Source organism: Enterobacter sp. CC120223-11 (assembly GCF_900215375.1).
GTDB lineage: Bacteria > Pseudomonadota > Gammaproteobacteria > Enterobacterales > Enterobacteriaceae > Scandinavium.
Genome location: NZ_OBEF01000007.1, coordinates 138,409 through 156,346, shown reverse-complemented (window position 1 = coordinate 156,346; position 17,938 = coordinate 138,409). Strand labels below are relative to the sequence as shown.

Here is a 17,938-nt window from a genome sequence, read left to right as displayed (position 1 = left end):
CTTCCTGTCTGGCCTTGTTAGCATCACGGCTATCAACCAGGAGGAAGCACAGCATGAAAAAACTCATTCTCTCTGCGGCACTGATCGCCGCTTTCACCACCTCTGCTGCGCAGGCAGCTCCAATCAGCCAGAAAAATATCTCTCTGGAGCAGGCGAACGCCCTGGCGCAGCAAGCGATCAAAGCCTGCACCACAAAAAACTACCAGGTGAGCGTCACCGTCGTTGACCGCGCAGGCGTCGTTAAGGCCGTGCAGCGTACCGATAACGCCGGGCCACACACCGTTAAAGCCAGCGAAATGAAAGCCTTCACCGCACTCAGCATGAAAAATGCCAGCGGTAAAGTGATGGAAGCCGCGCAAGGCAATGCGGGCGCGCAGAACCTGAAGGATATTCCGGGCCTGCTGTTGCTGGCGGGCGGTTTGCCGGTGAAGGATGGCAATGAAGTGATCGGCGCAATTGGCATCGGCGGCGCGCCGGGCGGTAATCTGGATGAGGCCTGCGCCCAGGCTGCGCTGGATAACGTGAAGCTTTAAGCCTGTTGCCCGGCGGCACTGCATTTGCCGGGCCTACATAAGAGACAAAATTCGTAGGCCGGGTAAGCGTTAGCGCCACCCGGCATTTTTATATCAATTGGTCGGCGACGGTGCGCCTACTGAGGGATGCGCAGGCGTCAGCACATCTTCATCCGCCTTGATACTGCCTGAGTTTGCTGCCCAGACGCCTTCCTGGGTTTGGGTAATGTGCTGATGCTGCCCGTTCAGGTTTTGCCCCACTGCGGCGATGTGGGTTGTTTCGGTCCCGCCGCTGTTATCCGCCCATGGGATCACCGGGTCGTCAGCCAGTGCGAAACCTGAAATCAATGTCGTGGCGAGAACTGCTGTAGTCAGAAGGGTTTTCATGGTGCACCTCACTTATCGTTTTGACGCTATTAGTTTAGTAGGAAACTATTATCAAAATGATGAGCGGATGTTCGCAGATGTTTACGCAGAAATGTTTATAAATAAATAAGTTACCGCTTCGCCTTGCCCGCCGGGGCTCTCACGGACATAAAAAAAGCGGCCCGCAGGCCGCTTCTTTACATCTCGAAAACTTATTTCTTCTTCGCTTTCGGGTTTGGCAGGTCGGTGATGCTACCTTCAAACACTTCTGCCGCCAGGCCCACGGACTCGTGCAGAGTCGGGTGCGCGTGGATGGTCAGCGCGATGTCTTCTGCATCACAGCCCATTTCGATGGCCAGGCCGATTTCACCCAGCAGCTCGCCGCCGTTGGTGCCGACAATCGCGCCACCAATAACACGGTGGGTTTCTTTGTCGAAGATGAGCTTGGTCATACCGTCTGCGCAGTCGGAAGCGATAGCACGGCCAGAAGCAGCCCACGGGAAGGTGGCGGTTTCGTAGCTGATGCCTTTCTCTTTCGCTTCTTTCTCAGTCAGACCAACCCAGGCAACTTCTGGCTCGGTGTAAGCGATGGATGGGATCACTTTCGGATCGAAGTAGTGCTTCATGCCGGCGATAACTTCGGCGGCAACGTGACCTTCGTGAACACCTTTGTGCGCCAGCATCGGCTGACCGACGATATCGCCGATAGCAAAGATGTGCGGTACGTTGGTACGCAGCTGCTTGTCAACGCGGATGAAGCCACGGTCGTCCACTTCCACGCCAGCTTTGCCCGCGTCGAGGTTTTTACCGTTCGGCACACGACCGATTGCCACCAGCACCGCGTCATAACGCTGCGCTTCAGCAGGGGCTTTTTTGCCTTCCATGGAAACGTAGATACCGTCTTCTTTCGCTTCAACGGCGGTCACTTTGGTTTCCAGCATCAGGTTGAATTTCTTGCTGATGCGCTTGGTGAAGACTTTCACCACGTCTTTGTCGGCAGCCGGGATAACCTGGTCGAACATTTCAACCACGTCAATGTCTGAACCCAGCGCGTGATACACGGTACCCATTTCCAGGCCGATGATCCCGCCGCCCATGACCAGCAGGCGTTTTGGAACGGTTTTCAGCTCCAACGCATCGGTGGAGTCCCACACGCGCGGATCTTCATGAGGAATGAACGGCAGTTCGATCGGACGGGAACCCGCCGCGATGATCGCGTTGTCGAAGTTGATCACGGTTTTGCCGTTCTCGCCTTCCACTTCCAGGGTGTTAGCCCCGGTGAATTTACCCAGACCGTTAACCACTTTGACCTTACGGCCTTTTGCCATACCGGCCAGACCGCCAGTCAGCTGAGTGATCACTTTTTCTTTCCAGGTACGAATCTTGTCGATATCGGTTTTCGGCTCGCCGAAGACGATACCGTGTTCAGCCAGCGCTTTGGCTTCTTCGATAACTTTGGCTACGTGCAGCAGCGCTTTAGAAGGGATACAGCCGACGTTCAGACAAACACCGCCGAGGGTGCTGTAACGTTCTACGATGACGGTTTCCAGACCTAAATCCGCGGCGCGGAAGGCTGCGGAATACCCTGCCGGGCCTGCACCAAGCACCACGACCTGAGTTTTGATTTCAGTACTCATCATGACCTCTGTAATTTATTTCCGGCGGTCCCTGGTCTTATCGCCCATCATCCACCGGGACGTTCTATCCGCCCGTATTTTACAAAATTGTTAACAATTTTGAAACAACAAACGGCTCACGATTTGATGTTGATCTTATAACCTCATAAAGCACAGTGAGATTACCAGAAAAAAGCCGGCCGACTGGCCGGCTTTTCGCTTACATCACCAGACGGCGAATGTCGCTCAACATGTTGTTGATGATGGTGATGAAACGCGCACCATCAGCGCCGTCGATCACGCGGTGGTCGAAGGAGAGAGACATCGGCATCATCAGACGCGGAGTGAACTCTTTCCCGTTCCACACAGGCTCCATCGCGGACTTGGAGACACCGAGGATAGCCACTTCCGGCGCGTTAACGATTGGCGCGAAGTGAGTCGTCCCGATACCGCCGAGGCTTGAGATGGTGAAGCAGCCGCCCTGCATTTCGCCAGCGGTCAGCTTGCCGTCACGTGCTTTCTTAGAGATAGCCATCAGCTCGCGAGACAGCTCGGTGATGCTCTTCTTGTTCACGTCTTTGAAGACCGGAACCACCAGGCCGTTTGGCGTATCAACCGCCACGCCGATGTTGATGTATTTCTTCAGCGTCAGCTTTTGACCGTCTTCGGACAGGGAGCTGTTGAAGCGTGGCATCTGCTCCAGCGCTGCGGCAACAGCCTTCATGATGAAGACCACTGGAGTGAATTTCACGTCCAGTTTGCGCTTAGCGGCTTCGTCGTTCTGAGCTTTACGGAACGCTTCCAGATCGGTGATATCGGTTTTGTCGAAGTGGGTAACGTGCGGGATCATCACCCAGTTACGGCTCAGGTTCGCGCCAGAGATTTTCTGGATGCGGCCCATTTCCACTTCTTCGATTTCGCCGAACTTGCTGAAGTCCACTTTCGGCCATGGCAGCATGCCTGGCAGACCACCGCCGGTAGCGGCTGGTGCAGATTCAGCGCGTTTCACCGCGTCTTTCACGTAAGTCTGAACGTCTTCGCGCAGGATACGACCTTTACGGCCCGTGCCCTTCACTTTCGCCAGGTTTACGCCAAATTCGCGCGCCAGGCGGCGAATCAGCGGAGTCGCGTGAACGTATGCGTCGTTTTCAGCAAACTCGGATTTGCCTTCTGCTTTCGCAGCTGGCGCTGCGGCAGGCGCAGACTGGGCCGGTGCCGGAGCAGCAGCAGCTGGTGCAGCAGCCGGAGCCGCGGCAGGCGCAGCGCCTTCCACTTCGAAGACCATGATCAGGGAGCCGGTTTTTACTTTGTCGCCGGTGCTGATTTTGATCTCTTTCACGGTGCCCGCGAACGGTGCCGGAACTTCCATGGAAGCCTTGTCACCTTCTACGGTGATCAGTGACTGTTCAGCGGCAACTTTGTCGCCCACTTTCACCATCACTTCAGTGACTTCAACTTCGTCACCGCCGATATCCGGAACGTTCACTTCTTTAGAACCGGTAGCCGCTGGTGCAGCCGCTGCCGGAGCAGCAGCCTGTGCAGGAGCCGCACCCGCCACTTCGAAGACCATAATCAGGGAGCCGGTAGACACTTTGTCGCCGGTGTTGATTTTGATCTCTTTCACTACGCCCGCAAACGGCGCTGGCACTTCCATAGAAGCTTTGTCGCCTTCTACGGTGATCAGGGACTGTTCAGCGGCAACGGTGTCGCCCACTTTCACCATGATCTCAGTGACTTCAACTTCGTCGCCGCCGATGTCTGGCACGTTAACTTCTTTGGCTGCCGCGGCAGCAGCAGGGGCTGCGGCCGGAGCGGCTTCTTTTTTCTCTTCCTGCGCAGGTGCAGCAGCTGCTGCACCTTCGGCGGAATCGAAAATCATGATCAGTTTGCCGGTCTCGGTTTTGTCGCCGACGGAGACTTTAATCTCTTTCACGACGCCAGCCTGTGGAGACGGGACTTCCATAGAGGCTTTGTCGCCTTCTACGGTGATCAGCGACTGTTCTGCTTCAACTTTGTCGCCTACTTTGACCAGGATCTCGGTGATTTCAACTTCATCAGCCCCGATGTCCGGTACCTTGATTTCGATAGCCATTATTCTTTTACCTCTTACGCCAGACGCGGGTTAACTTTTTCTGCATCGATGTTGAACTTGGTGATCGCATCCGCCACCACTTTCTTGTCGATTTCACCACGTTTAGCCAGTTCGCCCAGGGCTGCAACCACGACATAAGAAGCATCTACTTCGAAGTGGTGACGCAGGTTTTCACGGCTGTCGGAACGACCGAAGCCATCGGTACCCAGTACGCGGTAATTGTCCGCCGGTACATAAGTACGAACCTGTTCAGCAAACAGTTTCATATAGTCAGTGGAGGCCACGGCTGGTGCATCGTTCATCACCTGAGCGATGTACGGCACGCGTGGGGTTTCCATTGGGTGCAGCATGTTCCAGCGCTCACAGTCCTGACCGTCACGGGCCAGTTCGGTGAAGGAGGTGACGGAGTACACGTCAGAGCCCACGCCGTAGTCTTTCGCCAGGATCTGAGCCGCTTCACGTACGTGACGCAGGATAGAACCGGAGCCCAGCAGCTGAACTTTACCTTTGCTACCTTCAACGGTTTCGAGTTTGTAGATACCTTTACGGATACCTTCCTCAGCACCTTCCGGCATCGCCGGCATGTGGTAGTTTTCGTTCAGAGTGGTGATGTAGTAGAACACGTTCTCTTGTGCTTCACCGTACATACGCACCAGGCCGTCGTGCATGATCACAGCGACTTCGTAAGCGTAAGACGGGTCATAAGAGATACAGTTCGGGATAGTCAGAGACTGAATGTGGCTGTGACCATCTTCGTGCTGCAGACCTTCACCGTTCAGGGTGGTACGACCGGAAGTACCGCCAACCAGGAAGCCGCGAGCCTGCTGGTCGCCAGCCTGCCAGCACAGATCGCCGATACGCTGGAAGCCGAACATCGAGTAGTAGATGTAGAACGGAATCATCGGCAGGTTGTTGGTGCTGTAAGAAGTCGCAGCCGCCAGCCAGGATGCGCCCGCACCCAGTTCGTTGATGCCTTCCTGCAGGATCTGACCTTTCTCGTCTTCTTTGTAGTATGCAACCTGCTCACGGTCCTGCGGGGTGTACTGCTGACCGTTGGAGCTGTAGATACCAATCTGACGGAACAGACCTTCCATACCGAAAGTACGCGCTTCGTCGGCCAGAATCGGCACCAGGCGCTCTTTGATGGACGGGTTCTTCAGCATCACGTTCAGGGCACGAACGAAGGCGATGGTGGTAGAAATTTCTTTGTTCTGCTCTTCGAGCAGCTGCTGGAAGTCAGCCAGGGCTGGCATTTCCAGTTTCTCGCTGAAGTTCACCTGACGGGATGGCAGGTAGCCGCCCAGTTTCTGACGCTGTGCGTGCAGATAGGTGTGCTCTTCAGAGCCTTCAGGGAAAGTCACGTACGGCAGTTTTTCGATGTCTGCATCGGATACCGGCACGTTGAAACGGTCACGGACGTAGCGTACGCCGTCCATGTTCATTTTCTTCACCTGGTGAGCGATGTTTTTGCCTTCGGCAGTTTCACCCATGCCATAACCTTTAACGGTATGAGCAAGGATAACGGTCGCTTTACCTTTGGTGTCCTGCGCGTTTTTCAGTGCAGCGTAGACTTTCTTCGGATCGTGACCACCGCGGTTCAGGGCCCAGATCTGATCGTCAGACCAGTCGGCAACCAGGGCAGCAGTCTCCGGGTATTTACCGAAGAAGTGCTCACGCACGTAAGCGCCGTTTTTGGATTTGAAGGTCTGGTAGTCACCGTCAACGGTTTCGTTCATCAGCTGAATCAGCTTACCGCTGGTGTCTTTACGCAGCAGCTCATCCCAACGACCGCCCCACATCACTTTCACTACGTTCCAGCCAGCGCCCGCGAAGATGCCTTCCAGTTCGTTAACGATTTTGCCGTTACCGGTGACCGGGCCATCCAGACGCTGCAGGTTGCAGTTGATGATGAAGCAGAGGTTGTCCAGCTTGTCGCGGGTGGCGATGGTGATCGCACCTTTGGATTCTGGTTCGTCCATCTCGCCGTCGCCGAGGAAGGCGTAAACGGTCTGCTGAGAGGTATCTTTCAGGCCACGGTGTTCCAGATATTTCAGGAACTTCGCCTGGTAGATGGCACCGATTGGGCCCAGACCCATGGAAACGGTCGGGAACTGCCAGAATTCTGGCATCAGTTTCGGGTGCGGATATGAAGAGAGGCCTTTGCCGTGAACTTCCTGACGGAAGTTGTTCATCTGCTCTTCGGTCAGGCGACCTTCAAGGAAGGCACGCGCGTAAACGCCTGGAGAGATGTGGCCCTGGAAGTAAACCAGGTCGCCGCCGTCCTGTTCGGTACGGGCGCGGAAGAAGTGGTTGAAGCACACTTCATAAACGGTCGCAGAAGACTGGAAGGAGGACATGTGGCCACCCAGCTCCAGGTCTTTCTTCGACGCGCGCAGAACGGTCATGATTGCGTTCCAGCGGATAGCTGAACGAATGCGACGTTCCAGATCCAGATTCCCCGGGTATTCCGGCTCATCTTCAACGGCAATCGTGTTCACATAATTGTTTGCCCCGGCACCAGCTGCCACGCTCACGCCGCCTTTACGGGCTTCGGAAAGCAGTTGGTCAATCAGATACTGAGCACGCTCAACACCTTCTTCACGGATGACCGATTCGATCGCCTGTAGCCAGTCGCGAGTTTCGATCGGATCCACGTCATTTTGTAAACGGTCTGACATGGGGGATTCCTTATCTGTCTAATCGTTGATTTGTCTGGAACCTGTCCCATTGAGTTCTTATTGAAGAGCTCAATAAGACAGGTTCTGCGTTTAGTTGCCGCGCTCGAAAAACTGGCGCTGAAAAAAATCGGTGTTGCTAGTCCTTTCGTTGCTGTAGGCGGCGAAGCGAGCGGTCTCGGCGACTTTGCTCACGGCTGCGGTCCAGCAAGATTTCCTCAATGAAGGCCAGGTGACGGTGCGACGCTTCGCGCGCCTGCTCCGGCTCTCTGGCCATTATCGCCTCGAATACTCGAGTGCGATGGCTGCTGACCAGCGGGAGCATTTCCCGACGGGCGTACAGCAATTCAAAGTTCTGTCGTACATTCTGCGCCAGCATCGGTTCCATGCAGCGCAGAAGATGCAGTAAGACCACATTATGGGCGGCTTCGGTGACGGCAATTTGATACTGGACGACGGCGCTGGATTCAGCATCGAGGTCGCCAGACTGCTGGGCAACTTCAATGGCGCGGTGCAGCTCACGGATGCGAGTGCGATCTTCATCGTTACCGCGCAGTGCGGCGTAATACGCGGCAATGCCTTCCAGAGCGTGACGGGTTTCCAGCAGATCAAACTGGGATTCAGGGTGGTCGGAGAGCAACTCTACCAGCGGATCGCTGAAGCTCTGCCAGAGGTTACTTTGCACAAAGGTCCCGCCGCCCTGGCGACGAAGCAGTAAGCCCTTCGCTTCGAGACGTTGGATCGCCTCGCGCAGTGAGGGGCGGGAAACGTCGAACTGTTTAGCCAGCTCGCGTTCAGGTGGAAGTTTTTCACCGGGGCGCAGCGTCCCCTCAAGAATCAAAAACTCCAGCTGCTGCTCAATCACATCGGATAATTTTGGTTGGCGGATTTTGCTGTAGGCCATGGTTCCCTGTCTTAAGCCATTTACCCAGAGTCAATTGGTCTTACCAATTCATCGTTCTTGACGCTAAAGTAACAAAGTATTCACCTTCTGTCCATACAGGTTTTGATTGAAATCAGTAAACCCGGCACATTTTAACAACCTTACAGAAATCACGTTTCAGAAATGTAACTTTGCACAAATGTCATCTTTACCACCAAAGAGGCAGTTTTAACGTAATCGAAACGAAAGTTGTGCAGTCTGAACCGATTCAGGAGGCGGAAAAGTGCATGAACAGTCAGCAATTTTCGCTAAAAGTGAAATACAGCGCTGCACATCAGAAGGCATCAGGCATTTACATTTGGTTTCTTTTTATGCAACTCGTCAGCAGCCCTGCACAAAGCAGGTGCATTCGGCGGCACTTACCACTATTCTTCCAGCTGCGGAAGACTCACACGCAACTTTCAGCCATCCGCTCTGTAAAAAATATTGTACAGGATATGGAAGTTCATAATGACACGCGCTTAACCAAAGCGTAGAAAAAACAATCACTCACGAGGTTTCATAATGGAAGGTCAACAGCAAGGCGAACAGCTGAAGCGCGGCCTTAAAAACCGCCACATCCAGCTTATTGCGCTGGGTGGAGCTATCGGTACAGGCCTGTTTCTGGGCAGCGCCTCCGTCATTCAATCCGCAGGGCCGGGTATTATCCTCGGTTACGCGATCGCAGGTTTTGTGGCCTTCCTTATCATGCGCCAGCTGGGCGAAATGGTGGTGGAAGAGCCGGTAGCAGGTTCCTTCAGCCACTTTGCCTATAAATACTGGGGCAATTTTGCCGGTTTCGCCTCCGGCTGGAACTACTGGGTGCTGTACGTCCTGGTAGCAATGGCTGAGCTGACCGCAGTCGGCAAATACATTCAATTCTGGTACCCGGAAATCCCGACCTGGGCTTCCGCCGCCGTCTTCTTCGTGGTTATCAACGCCATCAACCTGACCAACGTTAAAGTGTTTGGTGAGATGGAGTTCTGGTTTGCCATTATTAAAGTGGTCGCGGTTGTCGCGATGATCCTGTTCGGCGGCTGGCTGCTGTTTAGCGGTCATGGCGGCCCGCAGGCAACCGTTCGCAACCTCTGGGAACAGGGCGGCTTCCTGCCGCACGGCATTCAGGGGCTGGTGATGATGATGGCGATCATTATGTTCTCCTTCGGCGGCCTGGAGCTGGTCGGCATCACCGCTGCGGAAGCAGATGACCCGCAGAAAAGCATCCCGAAAGCCACCAATCAGGTTATCTACCGCATCCTGATTTTCTATGTGGGCTCGCTGGCCGTGCTGCTTTCTCTGCTGCCGTGGACCCGCGTCACCGCGGACACCAGCCCGTTCGTGCTGATTTTCCACGAGCTGGGTGACACCTTTGTTGCCAACGCGCTGAACATCGTGGTGCTGACCGCGGCGCTCTCCGTGTACAACAGCTGCGTGTACTGCAACAGCCGTATGCTGTTCGGCCTGGCGCAGCAGGGCAACGCCCCGAAAGCGCTGACCAAAGTCGATAAGCGCGGCGTGCCGGTTAACACCATTCTGGTGTCTGCGCTGTTCACCGCCCTGTGCGTGCTGATCAACTACCTGGCGCCGGAGTCCGCTTTCGGCCTGCTGATGGCGCTGGTTGTTTCTGCGCTGGTCATCAACTGGGCGATGATTAGCCTCGCGCACATGAAGTTCCGCAAAGCGAAACAGCAGCAGGGCGTCAAAACTCGCTTCCCTGCCCTGTTCTATCCGCTCGGAAACTGGATTTGCCTGTTCACCGTGGCAGCCGTGCTGGTCATCATGCTGATGACGCCGGGCATGGCGATTTCCGTCTATCTGATCCCTGCATGGATCGTTATTCTCGGAATTGGCTACGCGGTTAAACAGAAAGGGGCGAAAGCCGTCCGCGCGTAATCCCTTCACGTCTCTGTACCCAAATCCTGGGTACAGAGCGTTTCTCCCCCGCCAAAAGTGATGTACCATCCGTGGGTTGCCGCTATCAAAAGGACTCCCGCGACCGATGAAAAAGCCCCTGACGATCAAAGACATTGCTGAACTGGCCAACGTCTCCATCGCAACAGTTTCTCGGGTGCTGAACAACAACAGCTGGGTGTCGGATAAAACCCGTGAGAAGGTGCAGAAGGTGATCGACGAGCATCACTTCAGCCCCAACCTGATGGCTCGCAGCATGATTTCCCGCAAAAGCATGACCCTCGCGGTCGTCGTGTCCGACATCACCAGCCCCTACTTCGCCACCCTGGTCGAACAGATCGAAAAAGCCTGCCAGCAGGCCGGGTACAAAATCGTGCTGTTCGATACCCAGTCGGCAAACAAGCGCAGCGAATCGAGCCTGGTGATAGCCGAAGATCAGATTTTCAGCACCATCATCGACAGCCAGCTCGACGGGGTGATCATTCTCGGCGGCAACATCGACTATCTGAATATCCCCGAAGGCTATCTGGAGGGTTTACAGAAGCTTATCGCCACGCTGCCGGTAATAGTGGTGGGCCGCAAGCTTGCCCATTACGGCTACACCTGCCTGCAACGCGATCAGGTCAACTGCGTGAAAATGATAACCGGATACCTGCTGGAGAAAGGCCACCGCGATATCGCGTTTATTGGCGGTTCACCGGGCGTGTATATGACAGGCCAGCGCGTGAATGCTTTCAGGGAAACCCTGCAACAGGCAGGAATCGCAGCCGAGAACGCGCAAGTTATTGAAACGAACTTCTATGCCCAGCACGGTTATGAGGCAATTAAAAAACTGCTCGCATCCGGCCGCGCATTGCCGCAGGCGCTGCTGGCGATTAACGATCGCGTGGCAATGGGCGCCATCCGCGCGTTGAAAGATAACGGCATCAGCGTGCCGGAAAATATCGCCGTCGCCAGCTGCGAATGCTTCCCCGGCAGTGAATATTATGTACCGCGCCTGACCACCGTCGATCATCAGAATAACGTTTTAGGTCAACATGTTATTCAGCAGATGATGACTTTATTGCAGGATATGCTGCCGGAATCGCCGGCGATCCCTCCCCTGTTTGTTGCGGGCGAATCGGCCTGATCCTTTCTCTTTTCGTCGGGTGACACTCACGCCATCCGGCCTGTCTCCGATGACGAAATAACCCGATCCTTATCACAAATCCTTATACGTAAAATTGACCATCAGATTTCCCTCATCATATTTTACTGAAAACGTTTTCAGGTTTTCAGCGAAGAGGGTAATATGAAACCGACCATGATGACTTACATCCACGAAGAGCATGCAACGCTTGCAGCGATTCTGGAGAACTACCCGGCATCCATCCCGGCTATCGACGACGAAAGCGAATGGTTACTGCTGGCCACTGGCTCCAGCGTGAATGCCGCCGTAAGCGCGAAGTACTACATCGAAAGCCTCTCTGACGTGCGCATCACCATTGCCGAGCCGTTCCACTATCAGCACTTTGAGAAACACAACCCGGCTATCCGCACGGTGATTGCCGTTTCCCAGAGCGGCGAAAGCACCTCCACCCTGCACGCCCTGGCGCAGCTGAAAAAGCAGTTTCCGGTGAAAACCATCGGCCTGACCAGCAAGCCGCAAAGTGAACTGGCAAAAACAGCTGATACCTTCGTGCAGCTGGATATTGGCGAAGAGCGCGTGGGCTACGTCACCAAAGGCTACGTCGCCACCATTCTGACGCTGATGCTGATGGGCCTGCGCCATGCGCATGCCGTCGGTGCGATCGACGATGCACGCGAACAGACGGAGCTGACTATTCTGCGCGAAGCGGTGCAGACTATTCCGTCCATTATCGACACCACCGAATCCTTCTTCACTCGCTGGGAAGCCGATCTGGTAGCTTCCCCACGCTTCACCAGCATCGGCTACGGCCCGGCGGTTGGCGTGTGTATGGAGATGGCAACCAAGTTTACCGAAACCGTGCGCGTGCCTTCCCAGGGCATTGAAATGGAAGTCTTTATGCACGGTCCGTATTTCGAAATTAACCCGCAGCACCGCCTGTTTTTCCTCGATGTACCGAGCGTGGCGCAGGAGCGTCTGGGCCTGCTGCGTGAGTACGAGCAGCGTCATACACAGTACGTTTACACCGTCACGCCAGGCCAGAGCGAAGACCCACACACGCTGGCGCTGAACACAGACGCGCCGGAAAACGTGCTGCCGCTGCTGATGATCATTCCGTTCCAGATCCTCGCCCACCACATCGCCGAAGGGAAAGGCAACAACCTGCCGCAGCGCATCTTCACGGACTTTGGCGTGGCGGTAAAAAGCAAAACGAAACCGGGCGATTACGCCTGACAGCCGCTCGTACCCTACACACAAAAAGGTGCTTCAACATGGCGACTTCATTCTTACCCGTTGCTGAACAGATCCTCGCCGCCGTTGGCGGTAAGGAAAATGTGGTTCACGCCACCCATTGCGCCACCCGGCTCCGCCTGAATCTGAAAGACGACGGCGCGATTAATGAGGAGCAGCTTTATAAGCTGCCGGAAGTGGTCAAGCTGGTGAATAACGGCAGCCAGTTCCAGATAGTGATTGGCCCGAAGGTAGAGAAGGTCTTCGCGGCGCTGAGTACGCTGCTGCCAAACGATAGCGCACCAGCCGAACAGCCTGCGCAAAAAAGCTCATTGTTCAACCGCCTGCTGGCAACGCTTTCCGCCATATTCACGCCCTACATCGGTGTGCTGGCGGGCGTAGGCGTGGTGAAAGGCCTGGTCGTGCTGTTGCAGACGATGGAGCTTATCTCGACGAAGTCCTGGCTCTTTATCGTGCTTAATGCGCTCTCCAGCGGCGTGTTCGTGATGCTACCGCTGTTTATTGCCGTCACCGCGGCGGACAAATTCAAAACCAGCCGCTTCACCGCCCTGGCGCTGACCGCGGCGATGATCTTCCCACTGACCGACGCCGCCACGCCGAACAGCATTGAGATTTTCCACCTCACCTTCCCACTGAAAATCTACGGTGGCGCGGTGATCCCGGCGATCTTTGCCGTCTGGTTCCTGAGCTACGTCGAGCGCTGGTTTAAGAAGGTGATCCCGGAAGTGGCGGCGCTGGTATTCGTGCCTTGCCTGTCGCTGCTGGTGTGCGGGTTCGTGGTCTTCACCGTGATTGGCCCGATTGCAGACTACGTAGGGATCGGCATCGCCAACGGCTACACCTGGCTTTACAACCTGAGCCCGGTGCTCTCCGGCGCGCTGCTGGCGGGGATTGGTCAGCTGTTTGTGGTGTTCGGCGTGCACTGGGGCATCATCCCAATTGCGCTCATCAACATGCAGGTGAACGGCTACGACACGGTAATGGCGATGTTCATGTCCGCCGTCATGGGGCAGTTTGGCGCGGCGTTTGGGGCTATCTTTATCGCCCGTAACCTGAAGGACAAGCAGCTGGCGATTTCTGCATCCATCTCGGCCTTCTTTGGCATCACTGAACCGGCGCTGTACGGCGTGAATCTGAAGTACCGGATGCTGTTTATCTTCGGCTGTATCGGCGCGGCAATGGGCGGGGCGATCACAGGCTTCCTGCGGGTGAAAACCTACAGCTTCCTGCCGGTGCTGAACGTCTTTGAACTCGGCTTATTCAGCGGCCCGGACTCGAAAGCCATCTATGAAGTGATTGCGATTGTCGTGGCCTTTAGCGTCCCGGCTATCCTGACCATTCTCTACGGCAAGAGCCGCGTGCTGGTGCCCGCGACCGACTTACGCTGATTATCCACATGCTGTAGCGGCTGAAAACCGCTACAGCAGCATGTTACCTGCTTCACACTTTCCTTCCTGTAGCTGAATAATCCATATCAGCGCCGCATTCCTGCAACGCTTTTTTTCCAAAGCCTGCGAATAATTCTCTGCATATCAAATGCGGGGACCTCTCGATGGAAAACAACAGATTATCGGTCAAAGAAAAAATCGGCTACGGCATGGGCGACGCAGGGTGCAACATCATCTTCGGCGCCATCATGCTGTTTGTTAACTACTTCTATACGGATATTTTTGGGCTGGCCCCGGCGCTGGTTGGCGTTTTACTGCTATCCATTCGCGTCATCGACGCCGTCACCGACCCGATTATGGGCGCGCTGGCGGACCGCACGCGCAGCAAGTACGGCCGTTTCCGCCCGTGGCTGCTGTGGATTGCCTTTCCGTATGCGCTGTTCAGCGTGCTGATGTTTACCACGCCGGAGTGGAGCTATAGCAGCAAGGTTATCTATGCCTTCGTCACCTATTTCCTGCTCTCCATTACCTACACGGCAATCAATATTCCCTACTGCTCGCTCGGGAGCGTGATCACCAACGATCCAAAAGAGCGCGTGGCCTGCCAGTCTTATCGTTTCGTGATGGTCGGCATCGCCACGCTGCTGCTTTCGCTGACGCTGCTGCCGATGGCCGACTGGTTCGGCGGCGACAACAAAGCCAAAGGCTACCAGATGGCAATGACCGTGCTGGCGTTTATCGGCATGTGCATGTTCCTGTTCAGCTTCGCCACCGTGCGCGAACGCGTGCGTCCGGCGGTACAAACCAACGATGAAATCAAACGTGATCTGAAGGACGTGTGGAAAAATGACCAGTGGGTGCGCATTCTGCTGCTGACTCTCTGCAACGTCTGCCCGGGCTTTATCCGCATGGCGGCAACGATGTATTACGTCACCTGGGTGATGCAGCAGAGCACCCATTTCGCCACGCTGTTTATCAGCCTCGGCGTGGTAGGCATGATGATTGGCAGCATGCTGGCGAAGGTCCTCACCGACCGCTGGTGCAAGCTGCAGGTGTTCTTCTGGACCAACATCGCGCTGGCGATTTTCTCCTGCGCTTTCTACTTCTTCGACCCGCACGCCACGATGATGATTCTGGTGCTCTACTTCCTGCTCAATATCCTGCATCAGATCCCTTCCCCGCTGCACTGGTCGCTGATGGCGGACGTCGACGACTACGGCGAGTGGAAAACCGGCAAGCGCATCACCGGGATCAGCTTCTCCGGCAACCTCTTCTTCCTGAAGGTCGGGCTGGCGGTGGCGGGCGCGATGGTCGGCTTCCTGCTCTCCTGGTACGGTTATGACTCAGGTGCAAAAGCGCAGAGCGCCGACGCCCTCAACGGCATAGTGCTGCTGTTCAGCGTGATCCCTGGCGTCGGCTACCTGATCACCGCCGGTGTGGTCTGTCTGCTGAAGGTCGATCGGGAAATGATGAAGCAGATCCAAAGCGATCTGGAAAAACGCCGCCAGAACTACCGTGAACTGAGCGACTATCAGGCACAGGCAGAACTGATAAGGAAACCACAATGAGCCACTGGCCGAACCCTTTTATTGAGCAACGCGCCGACCCGTTTATTCTGCGCCACGAAGGACTTTACTACTTTATCGCTTCCGTACCGGAATATGACAGGCTGGAGATCCGCCGCGCTGCAACGCTGGAAGGCCTGCGAGATGCCGTCCCGGTTACCGTCTGGCGCAAGCCGGAAAGCGGGCCGATGAGCCAGCTGATTTGGGCACCTGAATTACATTGTATTGACGGGACCTGGGTCATTTACTTTGCCGCCACCCACACCCATGATTTAGATGCGCTCGGTATGTTCCAGCACCGGATGTTTGCCCTGGCCTGTAACGATGCCGATCCGCTGACCGGGCGTTGGGAAGAAAAAGGGCAGGTAAACACGCCGTTTGATACCTTCGCGCTGGATGCCACTGCGTTCCGGCACCAGGGAAAACAGTGGTATCTGTGGGCGCAAAAAGCGCCGGATATTGCCGGAAACTCCAATCTGTATTTGGCTGAACTGGAAAACCCCTGGACGCTCAAAGGCCCGCCGGTGATGCTCAGTAAACCCGAATTCGACTGGGAATGTCGGGGCTTTCTGGTCAACGAAGGACCGGCGGTGGTGGTTCACGGCAATCGTCTGTTTGTCAGCTACTCCGCCAGCGCCACCGATGAAAACTACTGCATGGGATTATTGTGGATCGATGTTGATGCCGATCCGATGCAGGCCAGCAGCTGGCACAAGTCTCCGAAACCCGTGTTCACCACCAGCTACGAAAACCGCCAGTTTGGGCCTGGCCACAACAGCTTTACTCAAACGCCGGAGGGACAAGATGTGTTGGTCTATCACGCACGCAATTACACGGAAATTGAGGGCGACCCGCTGTACGACCCGAATCGCCACACTCGCCTGAAGCTGATTCACTGGAAAGAAAACGGGATGCCTGATTTTGGCATCCCGCCTGCGGATACAATTTGAAGGGCTGCCCGGCGGTGCTACGCTTGCACGGGCCTACAAAGTATATCGTAGGCCCGGTAAGGCGAAGCTGCCACCGGGCAATCAGGCATCACACCAAAGTCCCGTAAATCGTCAGCAGCGCCATGATCACCACGGTGACGTAAGAGGCTTTCTTCGCCATCGATACGGCCGCTTTTGGCGTTGCCACTTTGTCGACGTGCGGCTCGCGGGCCAGAGAGAACTGCGCCAGCTGCGTCAGCACCTGATACTGCGACGTATGGCGATCGCCCAGCGAAGCAAACCACGCCGGAAGCGCTTTCTCGCCGTGACCAATCAGCGCGTACACCACGCCGACCAGACGAACCGGCAGCCAGTCCAGTACATGCAGGATTGCATCCACGCCCGACTGCTGGCGATCGCGTGGCGTCTGGTAACGAGCCAGCCAGCTTTGCCAGGCGCGCAGGAAGGCATAGCCCATCAGCGTGACCGGCCCCAGCGGCCCGCCCACCACGAACCAGAACAGCGGCGCGAGATAGAAACGGTAGTTGATCCACAGCAGCGCGTTTTGCAGCTCGCGCAGATACTCACGCTCATCGCAGCCCGGCGGCACGCCGTGAATCAGCGTCAGCTCGCCCGCCATCGCATCCCGGGCGTGGGCATCATCGCGCGAGGCGGCTTTCAGGTAAGCGTGGTAGTGCATCCGCACCTTCCCGGCCCCAATGCAAAGCACGCCGAGCAGGATCCACACCACCAGCACAGGCACGTTAAACAAGACGCCATGCAAACCGCGCAGCAGCAACCAGACAATCGCCATGGCGACAGCGGTCATCAGCAGCGTCACCACAAAGGAATAGTTTTTGATTCGGCGGAACAGCACTTCCAGTCGGTGATCGAGCTGCCAGTGCTCGCCGAGCTTGAAAAGACGTTCAGCGATCAGCACCAGCAAAGTGGTAAACAGCGTCATTTCATCTCCTTATTTGACGTAGCGCTCACCAGAGCACGGAAGCGCGCCCAGTCAAACGCCGGGCCGGGATCGGTTTTGCGTCCGGGCGCAATGTCGCTGTGGCCCGTCATGTTGTCGACAATCTTTGGATAAACCGCAATCAGCGTGTGGGCGATGGCCGCAAGCTGCTGATATTGTTCTTCCGTGTAGGCCAGAGTGTCCGTGCCCTCCAGCTCGATACCTATCGAAAAATCGTTACATTTTTCGCGCCCCTGATAGTTTGAGACGCCCGCATGCCAGGCTCGTTTATCGAAGGGAACGTACTGCACAATTTCGCCGTCACGGCGAATCAGGCAGTGGGCAGAAACCCGCAGATGGGCGATTTCGGCAAAGAACGGATGCGCATCCGGATCGATTGTGCCAGTGAATAATGCGTCAATCCACGGGCCGCCAAATTCGCCGGGTGGCAGGCTGATGTTATGTACCACCAGCAGCGTCGGAGTTTCATCATCCGGGCGACAATCGAAATGGGGCGAAGGGACGCGGCGGGCATCGTCCAGCCAGCCACCGTGTAACTGCATGCGGGCTCTCCTTATTCTGTGGTGCTGAAATCCGGTTCAGAGTAGCATGTTTATAACT

General features: G+C 55.7%; 14 protein-coding genes. 7 read left to right on the top strand and 7 right to left on the bottom strand.

Annotation, left to right across the window (positions count from 1 at the left end; genetic code table 11):
• The first annotated feature begins 53 nt into the window (after nucleotides 1-53).
• Complete coding sequence (locus CRO87_RS10550) at nucleotides 54-533, top strand: heme-binding protein (protein ID WP_097162898.1); 480 nt, start codon at nucleotides 54-56, stop codon at nucleotides 531-533.
• A gap of 93 nt (nucleotides 534-626) precedes the next feature.
• Here CRO87_RS10550 and CRO87_RS10545 read toward each other — a convergent pair whose 3' ends face one another.
• The 5 genes from CRO87_RS10545 to pdhR all read right to left on the bottom strand — a co-directional run bounded on the left by CRO87_RS10545 (nucleotide 627) and on the right by pdhR (nucleotide 8,165).
• Entirely contained in the window at nucleotides 627-899 is a 273-nt protein-coding gene (locus CRO87_RS10545) for a hypothetical protein (RefSeq protein WP_097162897.1), read from the bottom strand.
• 191 nt (nucleotides 900-1,090) lie between these two features.
• Nucleotides 1,091-2,515 carry a dihydrolipoyl dehydrogenase gene (gene lpdA / locus CRO87_RS10540; protein WP_097162972.1) on the bottom strand — a complete coding sequence of 475 codons (1,425 nt, stop codon included), beginning with the start codon at nucleotides 2,513-2,515 and terminating at the stop codon, nucleotides 1,091-1,093.
• Nucleotides 2,516-2,714: 199 nt separating this feature from the next.
• Complete coding sequence (gene aceF / locus CRO87_RS10535; RefSeq protein WP_097162896.1) at nucleotides 2,715-4,586, bottom strand: pyruvate dehydrogenase complex dihydrolipoyllysine-residue acetyltransferase; 1,872 nt, start codon at nucleotides 4,584-4,586, stop codon at nucleotides 2,715-2,717.
• Nucleotides 4,587-4,600: 14 nt separating this feature from the next.
• Complete coding sequence (aceE, locus tag CRO87_RS10530) at nucleotides 4,601-7,264, bottom strand: pyruvate dehydrogenase (acetyl-transferring), homodimeric type (protein ID WP_097162895.1); 2,664 nt, start codon at nucleotides 7,262-7,264, stop codon at nucleotides 4,601-4,603.
• A gap of 136 nt (nucleotides 7,265-7,400) precedes the next feature.
• Nucleotides 7,401-8,165, bottom strand: coding sequence for a pyruvate dehydrogenase complex transcriptional repressor PdhR (pdhR, locus tag CRO87_RS10525; RefSeq protein ID WP_097162894.1), 765 nt, complete (start codon nucleotides 8,163-8,165; stop codon nucleotides 7,401-7,403).
• A 543-nt stretch (nucleotides 8,166-8,708) separates the two neighbouring features.
• Between pdhR and aroP the strand changes: the two genes are divergently transcribed.
• The 6 genes from aroP (at nucleotide 8,709) to CRO87_RS10490 (ending at nucleotide 16,377) form a co-directional block, all read left to right on the top strand.
• Nucleotides 8,709-10,076 carry an aromatic amino acid transporter AroP gene (gene aroP / locus CRO87_RS10515; protein WP_141398688.1) on the top strand — a complete coding sequence of 456 codons (1,368 nt, stop codon included), beginning with the start codon at nucleotides 8,709-8,711 and terminating at the stop codon, nucleotides 10,074-10,076.
• A 106-nt stretch (nucleotides 10,077-10,182) separates the two neighbouring features.
• Nucleotides 10,183-11,223 carry a LacI family DNA-binding transcriptional regulator gene (locus CRO87_RS10510; protein WP_097162891.1) on the top strand — a complete coding sequence of 347 codons (1,041 nt, stop codon included), beginning with the start codon at nucleotides 10,183-10,185 and terminating at the stop codon, nucleotides 11,221-11,223.
• Between the two features lie 162 nt (nucleotides 11,224-11,385).
• A complete protein-coding gene (locus tag CRO87_RS10505; protein ID WP_097162890.1) occupies nucleotides 11,386-12,456 on the top strand; it encodes an SIS domain-containing protein in 1,071 nt (356 codons plus the stop codon).
• 38 nt (nucleotides 12,457-12,494) lie between these two features.
• Entirely contained in the window at nucleotides 12,495-13,862 is a 1,368-nt protein-coding gene (locus tag CRO87_RS10500) for a PTS transporter subunit EIIC (RefSeq protein ID WP_097162889.1), read from the top strand.
• A 164-nt stretch (nucleotides 13,863-14,026) separates the two neighbouring features.
• Nucleotides 14,027-15,430, top strand: a complete 1,404-nt coding sequence (locus CRO87_RS10495) for a glycoside-pentoside-hexuronide (GPH):cation symporter (protein ID WP_097162888.1) — start codon at nucleotides 14,027-14,029, stop codon at nucleotides 15,428-15,430.
• A complete protein-coding gene (locus CRO87_RS10490; RefSeq protein WP_097162887.1) occupies nucleotides 15,427-16,377 on the top strand; it encodes a family 43 glycosylhydrolase in 951 nt (316 codons plus the stop codon). Before CRO87_RS10495 ends, CRO87_RS10490 begins: the two co-directional genes overlap by 4 nt.
• A gap of 88 nt (nucleotides 16,378-16,465) precedes the next feature.
• Here CRO87_RS10490 and ampE read toward each other — a convergent pair whose 3' ends face one another.
• Nucleotides 16,466-17,320, bottom strand: a complete 855-nt coding sequence (gene ampE / locus CRO87_RS10485) for a beta-lactamase regulator AmpE (protein WP_097162886.1) — start codon at nucleotides 17,318-17,320, stop codon at nucleotides 16,466-16,468.
• Nucleotides 17,317-17,880 (bottom strand): 1,6-anhydro-N-acetylmuramyl-L-alanine amidase AmpD, encoded by a 564-nt coding sequence (gene ampD / locus CRO87_RS10480; protein ID WP_097162885.1) that lies wholly within the window; start codon nucleotides 17,878-17,880, stop codon nucleotides 17,317-17,319. Before ampD ends, ampE begins: the two co-directional genes overlap by 4 nt.
• Between the last annotated feature and the right edge of the window lie 58 nt (nucleotides 17,881-17,938).